General features: G+C 73.3%; 8 protein-coding genes. 5 read left to right on the plus strand and 3 right to left on the minus strand.

Annotated features, from left to right (window positions below; genetic code table 11):
- Positions 1-272 precede the first annotated feature (272 nt).
- The gene (locus ACFVYK_RS29310; RefSeq protein WP_389779233.1) at positions 273-1,214 is read right to left on the minus strand and encodes a LysR family transcriptional regulator; all 942 of its coding nucleotides are present in this window, start codon (positions 1,212-1,214) and stop codon (positions 273-275) included.
- A 71-nt stretch (positions 1,215-1,285) separates the two neighbouring features.
- Here ACFVYK_RS29310 and ACFVYK_RS29315 point away from each other — a divergent pair, with 71 nt between their 5' ends.
- Entirely contained in the window at positions 1,286-2,260 is a 975-nt protein-coding gene (locus ACFVYK_RS29315) for a DMT family transporter (RefSeq protein ID WP_389779235.1), read from the plus strand.
- Positions 2,261-2,409: 149 nt separating this feature from the next.
- Here the strand turns inward: ACFVYK_RS29315 and ACFVYK_RS29320 are convergent, their stop codons facing one another.
- Complete coding sequence (locus ACFVYK_RS29320; RefSeq protein WP_389779236.1) at positions 2,410-5,406, minus strand: bifunctional [glutamine synthetase] adenylyltransferase/[glutamine synthetase]-adenylyl-L-tyrosine phosphorylase; 2,997 nt, start codon at positions 5,404-5,406, stop codon at positions 2,410-2,412.
- Positions 5,407-5,561: 155 nt separating this feature from the next.
- Between ACFVYK_RS29320 and ACFVYK_RS29325 the strand changes: the two genes are divergently transcribed.
- Positions 5,562-5,996, plus strand: a complete 435-nt coding sequence (locus tag ACFVYK_RS29325) for a VOC family protein (protein WP_389779238.1) — start codon at positions 5,562-5,564, stop codon at positions 5,994-5,996.
- Positions 5,997-6,108: 112 nt separating this feature from the next.
- Here ACFVYK_RS29325 and glnA read toward each other — a convergent pair whose 3' ends face one another.
- Positions 6,109-7,470: a type I glutamate--ammonia ligase gene (glnA, locus tag ACFVYK_RS29330; protein WP_389779240.1), complete on the minus strand. Its 1,362-nt coding sequence runs from the start codon at positions 7,468-7,470 to the stop codon at positions 6,109-6,111.
- A 334-nt stretch (positions 7,471-7,804) separates the two neighbouring features.
- Between glnA and ACFVYK_RS29335 the strand changes: the two genes are divergently transcribed.
- The 3 genes from ACFVYK_RS29335 to ACFVYK_RS29345 all read left to right on the plus strand — a co-directional run bounded on the left by ACFVYK_RS29335 (position 7,805) and on the right by ACFVYK_RS29345 (position 9,438).
- Positions 7,805-7,993 (plus strand): hypothetical protein, encoded by a 189-nt coding sequence (locus tag ACFVYK_RS29335; RefSeq protein ID WP_389779241.1) that lies wholly within the window; start codon positions 7,805-7,807, stop codon positions 7,991-7,993.
- Between the two features lie 156 nt (positions 7,994-8,149).
- Positions 8,150-8,827 (plus strand): DUF3105 domain-containing protein, encoded by a 678-nt coding sequence (locus ACFVYK_RS29340; protein ID WP_389779243.1) that lies wholly within the window; start codon positions 8,150-8,152, stop codon positions 8,825-8,827.
- A gap of 11 nt (positions 8,828-8,838) precedes the next feature.
- On the plus strand, positions 8,839-9,438 hold the full coding sequence (locus ACFVYK_RS29345; protein ID WP_389779245.1) for a DUF305 domain-containing protein: 600 nt from the start codon (positions 8,839-8,841) through the stop codon (positions 9,436-9,438).
- The last annotated feature ends 199 nt before the right edge of the window (positions 9,439-9,637 follow it).

The raw sequence follows: 9,637 nt of genomic DNA on the forward strand, positions 1-9,637 counted from the left end.
GACGACGCGGCCGCCCTGACGTCCCGCGCACGCGCCTGCGCCTGCGCGCCGAGCCTGAATCCGGCGCCCGCGCGCCGAGCCCTGACATCCGGCGCTCCCCCGGCGGCCGGACTCACGAACCGCGCGAGGGCCGGACAGCCGGACGACCGGCGCCCCCGGACGACGCGGCCGCCCTGACGTCCCGCGCACGCGCCTGCGCCTGCGCGCCGGGCCACTGAATCCGGCGCCCGCGCGCCGAGCCCTGACGTCCGGCGCTCCCCCGGCGGCCGGGCTCACGAACCGCGCGAGGGCCGGACAGCCGGACGACCGGCGTCCCCGGGACGTGGTGAGGGCGACGCGGCCGCCCTGAGCGCCTCCACGAACGCCTCCAGCGCGGGCTGCGGCGGCGCCGTCTCCCGCACGACCGCCTGAACGGCCCGCACCGGCACGGGATCCCGCACCTCCCGTACGACGACCCCCGGATGCCGGCTGCCCAGTCCCAGCCGCGGTACCAGGCTCACGCCGAGCCCGGCGGCGACGAAGCCCTGAGCGGTCAGGTAGTCCTCGCTCTCGACGACGAACCGCGGCCGGAACCCGACCTGCGCACACGCGTCGAGCTGAGCGTCGAGGCAGGGCCCCGGCCACTCGCTCCCCACGAACGCCTCCTCGGCCAGTTCCTCCAGCCGCACGCTGCGCCGCGCGGCGAGCCGGTGACCGCGCGGCAGGACGGCGAGGTAGGGATCGTCGAGCAGCGGCACCAGCCGTACGCCGCTCGCCCCCTCCGTCCGCACCACCAGCGCCAGATCGGCCCGCCCCTCCCTGACCTCGGCGAACGCGTTCTCCGGGTCGCCGGTGAGCCGCAGGTCCAGCTGCACGCCGGGATGCAGCTCGCGCAGCCGGGCCACCGCCGGCGCGACCAGTCCGGCGCCCGCGGTGGCGAAGTAGCGCACCGACAATCGTCCGCTGCGCCCCGCCAGCAGATCGGCGAGCGCGGCCTCGGCCTCGGCGAGCTGCCGTCCGATGGCGCCCGCGTGCTCGGTGAGCAGCAGCCCGGCCGCGGTGGGCCGTACCCCCCGCCCCACCCGCTCCAGCAGCTCGGCCCCGGCCTCCTTCTCCAGAACCGCGACCTGCTGACTGACGGCGGACGGCGTGTAGCCCAGCACCGCGGCGGCCCCCGTCACCGACCCGCTGTCCACGACCGCCCGCAGCACCTGCATCCGTCGCACATCCAACATGCAGCTCACCTTAACGGACTGTCCAGAACCTTTCACTTGTCCTCACAGCACGAAGCGGCCACCGTAGACGCATGCCCCTCTCCTCCACTCTCCGCATGGCCGCGCTGGCCCTCTTCTGGGGCTCGGGCTTCCTCTGGATCAAGCTCGCCCTCACCCACGGCCTGACCCCGGCCCAGATCACCATCGCCCGCTGCGCCCTCGGCGCGGCCGTACTCCTCCTCCTGGCCCGCCGGGCCGGCCAGCGCCTGCCCCGCTCCTTGACCACCTGGCGGCGGCTCGTCGTGGCCGCCCTCTTCTGCAACGCCCTCCCCTTCGCCCTGTTCGCCGTGGGCGAGCAGCACCTCGACTCGGGCCTGGCGGGCGTCCTCAACGCCACGACGCCGCTGTGGTCCCTGCTCATCGGCATGACCCTCGGCACCGAGCGGGCCACCCACCCCGCCCGTCTCACCGGCCTCCTCCTGGGCTTCGCCGGCACTCTGCTGATCTTCGCCCCCTGGCAGCACGGCGGCCTCCTCAGCTGGCCGGCCCTGGCCCTGCTCGCGGCGGCCGCCAGCTACGCCGTGGCCTTCGCCTACATGGCCCGCCACCTCACGACCCGCGACACGCCGCTGGCCATGTCGGCGGCCCAGCTGCTGACGGCGACGGCCTGGAGCGCCCTGGCCCTCCCCGCGGCCGGCCCCCTCCACCCGGACGCCACCGCCCTGTCGGCCGTCGTCGCCCTGGGCGTCCTGGGCACGGGTGTGACGTTCTACCTCAACTACCGCCTGATCACGGACGAGGGCCCCACCGCGGCGGCCACGGTCGGCTACCTGCTCCCGGTGGTCTCCGTGGGCCTGGGCGCGACGCTGCTGGACGAACACATCGGCCCCCGTGTGCTGACGGGCATGACGGTCGTGCTCCTGGCGGTCGCACTGACCCGCGTCCGCAAGCCGTCGCCGCCCGCCGCCGCGGACGCCCGCGACCCCGCGGGGACGGACGACCCCAGGACGGCGGGAGCGGCCCGCCCACCCGGCGCGTCGGAGCGCGTCGCCGGGCCCGTCGCCTGACCCGTCACGGGCCGGCCTGCCGCCTGATCGGTCACGGCCCGGCCGATCACCGAGGGGGTCAGGGCCCGGCCGATCGCCGAGGGGGTCGCGGGCCGGCCGGTCGCTCGGTCCGACACGGCGACACGCACTCCACGACCTCCCTGCCCCCGCTACCCCCCGTAGAACAGCTCGTCCACAACTCCCCGGGCCAGCCGGGCGGTTCGCCGGTAGTCGTCGAGCATGTCCCCCACCCGCCCGGGCCCGTACCCCAAGTACCGTCCCACGGCGACCAGTTCACGAGCATCGGACGGGAACGTGTCACCCGCCCGCCCCCGCACCAGCATCACCGCGTTGCGCACCCGAGTGGCCAGCACCCAGGCCTCGTCCAGCGTCGCCGCGTCCTCCTGCCCGATGAGCCCGGCGTCCCGGGCGGCGGCGAGCGCCTCCCGGGTGCGGGTGGTGCGCAGGCCCTCGGTCGACGCCCCGTGCCGCATCTGCAGCAACTGCACGGTCCACTCGACGTCGGACAGCCCGCCCGGCCCGAGCTTGGTGTGCAGCTTCGGATCGGCGCCCCGGGGCAGCCGCTCCGACTCCATACGGGCCTTCAACCGGCGGATCTCCCGCACGGCCTCCTCCGAGAGCCCGTTCGCCGGATACCGCAGCGGATCCGCCAGCGCGATGAAGCGTCGCCCCAACTCCTCGTCTCCCGCGACGGGTTCGGCCCGCAGCAGCGCCTGCGCCTCCCAGACCAGCGACCACCGCCGGTAGTAGGCCTCGTACGACTTCAACGTCCGCACGAGCGGCCCGGACTTCCCCTCCGGACGCAGATCCGCGTCGACGAGCAGCGGCGGATCGGCGCTGGGGATCTGCAGCAGTCTGCGCACCTCGGAGACGACCTTGTTGGCGGCGTCGGCCGCCTCCCGCTCGTCGACGCCGTCCTGCGGCTCGTGCACGAACAGCACGTCCGCGTCGGACCCGTAGCCCAGCTCGTGCCCCCCGAAGCGCCCCATGCCGATGACGGCGAAGCGCGTCGGAAGGTCGTCCCCCCAGCCCTCACGAACGACCGCGTGCAGGGTTCCGGCCAGGGTGGCGGCCGTGAGGTCGGACACCGCGCCGCCCACCAGGTCCACCAGGGCGCCCTGATCGGCTTCGGCCGGCTGCCCCTCGGTGCCGTAGGAGCCGACGATGTCCACGGCGGCCGTGCGGAACAGCTCGCGCCGGCGCACCCCGCGCGCCGCGGTGACCGCCTGCACCGCCCCGCCGGCCCGCCGCACCGCGGCGAGTATCTCCTGCTCCAACGGGCCCCGCGCGCGCGGTTCCAGCCGCCCGCCGTCCCCGTCGCCGAGCAGCGCCACCGCCTCCGGCGCCCGCATCAGCAGATCGGGGGCGAGCCGGCCGGCGGACAGCACCCGCGCGAGGTTCTCCGCGGCGGCCCCCTCGTCCCTCAACAGCCGCAGATACCAGGGGGTCTTGCCCAGGGCGTCCGAGACCTTGCGGAAGTTGAGCAGCCCCGCGTCCGGGTCGGCGGAGTCCGCGAACCAGCCCAGCAGCACGGGCAGCAGGGTGCGCTGGATGGCGGCCTTGCGCGAGACGCCGGAGGCCAGCGCCTCCAGGTGCCGCATCGCGGCGGCGGGATCGGCGTAGCCGAGCGCGATCAGCCGCTCGCGGGCGGCCTTGGGGCTCAACCGGGTCTCTCCCGGCGCTAGTTGGGCGACCGCGTCGAGCAGCGGCCGGTAGAACAGCTTCTCGTGCAGCCGCCGGACCACGGCGGCGTGCCGCTTCCACTCGCGGCCCAGCTCGGTCACCGGGTCGGTGCGCAGCCCGAGGGAGCGGCCGAGCCGGCGCAGGTCCGCCTCGCTCTCCGGCACCAGGTGGGTGCGCCGCAGCCGGTAGAGCTGGATCCGGTGCTCCATGGACCGCAGGAACCGGTACGCGTCGTCGAGCTGCGTCGCGTCGGCCCGCCCGACGTACCCGCCGGCGGCGAGCGCCCGCAGCGCGTCCAGCGTCGTCCCGCTGCGCAACGACCCGTCGGCCCGGCCGTGCACCAGCTGCAGGAGCTGCACGGCGAACTCGACGTCCCTGAGGCCGCCCGGCGCGAGTTTCAGCTCGCGGTCGATCTCGGAGGCCGGGATGTTCTCGACGACCCGCCGCCGCATCCTCTGCACGTCGACGACGAAGTTCTCCCGCTCGGCGGCCTTCCACACCAAGGGCCCGACGGCGGCCACGTACTCGGCCCCCAGCTCCAGGTCGCCGGCCACCGGACGGGCCTTCAACAGGGCCTGGAACTCCCAGGTCTTGGCCCACCGCTGGTAGTAGGCGAGATGACTGCTGAGCGACCGCACGAGCGGCCCGTTGCGGCCCTCGGGCCGCAGATTGGCGTCGACGGGCCAGATGGACCCTTCCACCGTGGTCTCGGAACAGATCCGCATCATGTGCGAGGCGAGCTTGGTGGCGGCCCGCAGCGCCTTGTCCTCGTCGGCGCCGTCGGCGGCCTCCCCGACGAAGATGACGTCGACGTCCGACACGTAGTTCAGCTCGTGGCCGCCGCACTTGCCCATGGCGATGACGGCGAGCCGGCACAGCGCGGCGTCGTCGGGCGCGTCGGCCGCCGCCAGCCGCAGCGCGGCCCGCAACGTCGCCGTCGCGAGGTCGGCGAGCTCGGCGGCGGTCTCGGCCACGTCGGTCGTCCCGCACACGTCGCGCGCCGCGATGGACAGCAGACAGCGCCGGTAGGCGACCCGCAGCCGCACGGGATCGTCGGCCTCGGCCAGTCCCCGCTCGAACTCCTCCACCCCCGGATGCAGGTCCCGGGGCTCGTAGGTGACGAGCGCCTCCCAGTCGCGCGGGTGCCGGGCGAGGTGGTCGGCCAGGGCGGCGGACGCGCCGAGCACCCCGAGCAGGCGGTCGCGCAGCGGCTTGGCCGCGATCAGCGTGTCGAGCAGTTCCCGGCGGGCGGCGGGGCTGGGCTGCGCCTCCAGCAGGCGGACGAGGCCGTGCAGCGCGAGATCGGGGTCGGCGGTGGCCCCGAGGGCCTCCAGCAGAAAGGGGTCGTCCCGCACCGGGGACAGCTCGGGCCCGTCGAGCAGCCGCTCGGAGGCGGACGGATCGGTGAAGCCGTGCCGCAGCAGCCGTGTGAAGGTGCTGCTCCTGCGCCCCGGCGCCATCATCCCCGGCCTCCTCCTGCGATCAAGCTCGTCCGCAGTCGAGCGTAACCCGCACGTCCACCTGGCGCTGCGGGCCGGATTCCGGTTCTGTGGGGAACGGCATGCCGGGCCTCCTCCGCGGAGGCGCCGTGACAGAGGACGGACAAGGGGAGTCATCCATGAACATGTCGCTCGAAGTGATCCTGCTGCCGGTGTCGGACGTGGACCGGGCCAAGGAGTTCTACCGCGACAAGGTCGGTTTCCACCTCGACATCGACGGCGAGGTGATGGAGGGCGTACGGATCGTGCAGCTCACCCCGCCCGGCTCGGGCTGTTCGATCGCCCTGGTGGACGGTCTGCAGGTCCCGACGGGCGTCCCGCAGCCGGGCTCCTACCACGGCTTGCAGCTCTGCGTGACGGACGCGAAGGCGGCCTACGACGAACTGACCGCCCGGGGCGTGGAGGTCAGCGAGCCCCGGCAGCTCGCGCCGCAGGACGGAGGAACCTTCATGTACTTCAAGGACCCGGACGGCAACGGCTGGGCGATCCAGGAGTACCGCCGCCGCGCGACGGAGCCGCTGCACCGACTGCTGGCGGACCAGGCCGCCCGCTGACCCGCCGCAACGACATAGGGGCTGTGGCCGCCCGGGCGGCCACAGCCCCACCTCGCACCCCGCGCCGCGGGCCGCCCACTACCGCAGCGGCCCCGGCACTACAGCAGCGGCACTACAGCACCGGCAGGTTCTTCCGCAGCTCGAAGGCGGTGACCTCGCTGCGGTACTCCTCCCACTCGCTCTTCTTGTTGCGCAGGAAGAAGTCGAAGACGTGCTCGCCGAGGGTCTCGGCGACGAGGTCGCTGCGTTCCATCAGGGTGAGCGCCTCGCCGAGGTTCTGGGGCAGCGGCTCGATGCCCATGGCGCGCCGTTCGGCGTCCGACAGGGCCCAGACGTCGTCCTCGGCGCCCGGCGGGAGCTCGTAGCCCTCCTCGACGCCCTTGAGGCCGGCGGCGAGGAGCATGGCGTAGGCCAGGTAGGGGTTGGCGCCGGAGTCGATGGAGCGGACCTCGATGCGCGCGGAGCCGGTCTTGCCGGGCTTGTACATGGGCACGCGGACCAGGGCGGAGCGGTTGTTGTGGCCCCAGCAGATGTACGAGGGGGCCTCGCCGCCGGCGCCCGCGGTGCGCTCGGAGCCGCCCCAGATGCGCTTGTAGGAGTTGACCCACTGGTTGGTGACGGCGGCGATCTCGGCGGCGTGCTTCAGCAGGCCGGCGATGAAGGAGCGGCCGACCTTCGACAGCTGGTACTCCGCGCCCGACTCGTAGAACGCGTTGCGGTCGCCCTCGAAGAGGGAGAGGTGGGTGTGCATGCCGGAGCCGGGGTGCTCGCTGAACGGCTTCGGCATGAAGGTGGCCTGGACGCCCTGCTCCAGCGCGACCTGCTTCATGACCAGGCGGAACGTCATGATGTTGTCGGCCGTGGAGAGGGCGTCGGCGTAGCGCAGGTCGATCTCCTGCTGGCCGGGGGCGCCCTCGTGGTGGGAGAACTCGACCGAGATGCCCATCGACTCGAGCATGGTGATCGCCTGGCGACGGAAGTCCATGCCGACGTTGTGCGGGGTGTGGTCGAAGTAGCCGGAGTTGTCGGCCGGCGTCGGGCGGGAGCCGTCGACCGGCTTGTCCTTCAGCAGGAAGAACTCGATCTCCGGGTGGGTGTAGAAGGTGAAGCCCAGGTCCGAGGCGCGCGCGAGGGCGCGCTTGAGGACGTAGCGGGGGTCCGCGAAGGAGGGCGAGCCGTCCGGCATGAGGATGTCGCAGAACATGCGGGCGGTGCCGGGGGCCTCCGCGCGCCACGGCAGCACCTGGAAGGTGGACGGGTCCGGCTTGGCGATCATGTCGGACTCGTAGACCCGGGCGAAGCCCTCGATCGCGGAGCCGTCGAAGCCGATGCCCTCGTCGAAGGCCTGTTCCAGCTCGGCGGGGGCCACGGCGACGGACTTGAGGAAGCCCAGAACGTCCGTGAACCACAGCCGTACGAACCGGATGTCGCGCTCCTCCAACGTCCGGAGCACGAACTCCTGCTGCTTGTCCATCTTCCGCTTCCCCATCCTTGCTGGTCAGGCCGCCTGTCTCCCGTCCCACGAAAGAGGCGGTCGGGCACCTGAGCATCACACCACGCCGGCGTTTCGTCCGCGTTGCGGACCATGATCGCCTCGGCGACCCGGGCCTGAACGTCTCACGTCCGGCAGATGTACTGCTCTGCAGCCCATCTTGCCTGCTCGCACCGGCATCCGTAATGCCCGACCCCCACCGTCTCCCCTGGCCCACCGGTTTTGTACCCCGTATGCGACTTTGCGCCGGCCGGGATCGATCGCGGCCGTGGCCCGTCCTATGATCCGCGGACACGTCGAGCCCGTGGAGGCGGCGGTGAGCAGGAGGCGGTATGTCGCCCGGGGCGTGCCCGGGGGTTACCGGATCTGGGACAACCGGGGCCGGCGGTGGTGGGGGGACCTCTACGAGCTGTGCCCGGACGATCTCCTCGCCGAGCTCAACGGCGGGGCCGACCCGGCGCGGATCACCGCCCTGATGAGGCACTACCGGGCCAGGAAACGCTAGAGCGGTGGAGCGGGGCGGGGCGGTGAGCGGCGCCGCCGACCACCTCGTGGCCGTGACCTGTCTACGACAATCCCGCCCGCCCCCTTACGATCAGCTGACCCGTACGTCAGCAGCGTCCCGACCGTCCCACCCCTTGCCCCCGGAAGGACAGGCCTCATGGGTTCCGCCAGCCAGACCACCGGATCCACGCGCAAGGCGCGCATAGAGGAGATGCGGCGGGCCGACCAGGCCCGTGAACGGCGCAAACGGCTGCTCCTGGCGGCGGGCGGCGCCGTCGTCGTCGCCGCGCTCGTCGCGGGCGGGGTGTTCGTCGTGAAGTCGCAGTCCGGGGACGACGACGGCGCCGCCGACGCCAAGGCCAAGGCGGCGGCTTCCGCCGGCCGGTTCTCCACCGGGGCGGACGGGGTCAGGACGTGGAAGGGCAAGCTCGGGCGCACGCACGTCGCCAAGAGGGTCGAGTACCCGACGGTGCCGCCCGTCGGGGGCGACCACAACCAGGTGTGGATGAACTGCGACGGCGACGTCTACACCCACCCGATCGACGACATGAACGCCGTGCACTCGCTGGAGCACGGCGCGGTGTGGGTGACGTACAACAGCAAGGCCGCCAAGGCCGACGTCGCGGCCCTCGCCGCCAAGGTCGAGAAGACGCCGTACACCCTCATGAGCCCGGACGACGACCAGGCCGACCCGATCATGCTCACCGCGTGGGGTCACCAGCGCACGGTGACCGGCGCGGGCGACGCGCACGTGAACGCGTTCTTCGAGAAGTTCGTGCAGGGCGCGCAGACGCCCGAGCCGGGCGCGGCCTGCACGGGCGGTCTGTCGAAGTGAGGTACGCGGGAGTGACGGTCGCCGTGGCCGGAGTGCTCGTCGCCGCGGGAGCCGTCACGTACTCGGTGGCCGGGGAAGGCGGAGCCGGCGCCGGCGTCCCCGCCGCCGGCTCCGCGGACGCCGGATTCGCCCGCGACATGGCGGTGCACCACCAGCAGGCCGTGGAGATGTCGTACATCGTGCGCGACCGGACCACCGACGTGGAGGTGCGGCGGCTCGCCTACGACATCGCGCAGACACAGGCCAACCAGCGGGGCATGCTGCTCGGCTGGCTCGATCTGTGGGGGCTGCCGAAGGTGTCGTCGGACGGGCCGATGGCCTGGATGGGCATGGCGGGCATGAGCGACGGCGAGGACGGCGCGCTGATGCCCGGGATGGCCACCGACACCGAGCTGAAGAAGCTCGGGACGCTCAACGGCAAGGCGGCCGAGGTGTTCTACCTCCGGCTGATGACCGCACATCACCAGGGCGGCATCCACATGGCCGAGGGTTGCGTGCACCGGTGCACGGTGGACGTGGAGAAGCGGCTCGCGCAGGGCATGGTGGAGGCCCAGCAGTCGGAGATCACGCTGATGACGGACCTGTTGAAGGCACGCGGGGCCAAGCCGTAGCCGAGACGCGGCCGGAGCGCCGCCTCTCCGGCGGGCGGCGAGCGGCCCGGAGGGGGCGCGACTGGGGGCGGCGACCGGGGGGCGGGCGACCGAGGGGAGCCCGGCCGAGGGGCGGCGGCCGAGAGGCGGCGGCCCTCGGCCGAGGGGCGGCGGCCGAGAGGCGCGCGACCGAGAGGCGCGCGACCGAGAGGCTGTCTCT

The sequence above is a fragment of the Streptomyces sp. NPDC058291 genome (assembly GCF_042880855.1).
In the GTDB taxonomy this organism is placed as follows: domain Bacteria; phylum Actinomycetota; class Actinomycetes; order Streptomycetales; family Streptomycetaceae; genus Streptomyces.

Bases quoted from the DNA above. Each gene is read 5' to 3' on its own strand.
- ACFVYK_RS29310 (WP_389779233.1), bottom strand. From the start codon at position 1,214: ATGTTGGATGTGCGACGGATGCAGGTGCTGCGGGCGGTCGTGGACAGC.
- ACFVYK_RS29315 (WP_389779235.1), top strand. From the start codon at position 1,286: ATGCCCCTCTCCTCCACTCTCCGCATGGCCGCGCTGGCCCTCTTCTGG.
- ACFVYK_RS29320 (WP_389779236.1), bottom strand. From the start codon at position 5,406: ATGATGGCGCCGGGGCGCAGGAGCAGCACCTTCACACGGCTGCTGCGG.
- ACFVYK_RS29325 (WP_389779238.1), top strand. From the start codon at position 5,562: ATGAACATGTCGCTCGAAGTGATCCTGCTGCCGGTGTCGGACGTGGAC.
- glnA (WP_389779240.1), bottom strand. From the start codon at position 7,470: ATGGACAAGCAGCAGGAGTTCGTGCTCCGGACGTTGGAGGAGCGCGAC.
- ACFVYK_RS29340 (WP_389779243.1), top strand. From the start codon at position 8,150: ATGGGTTCCGCCAGCCAGACCACCGGATCCACGCGCAAGGCGCGCATA.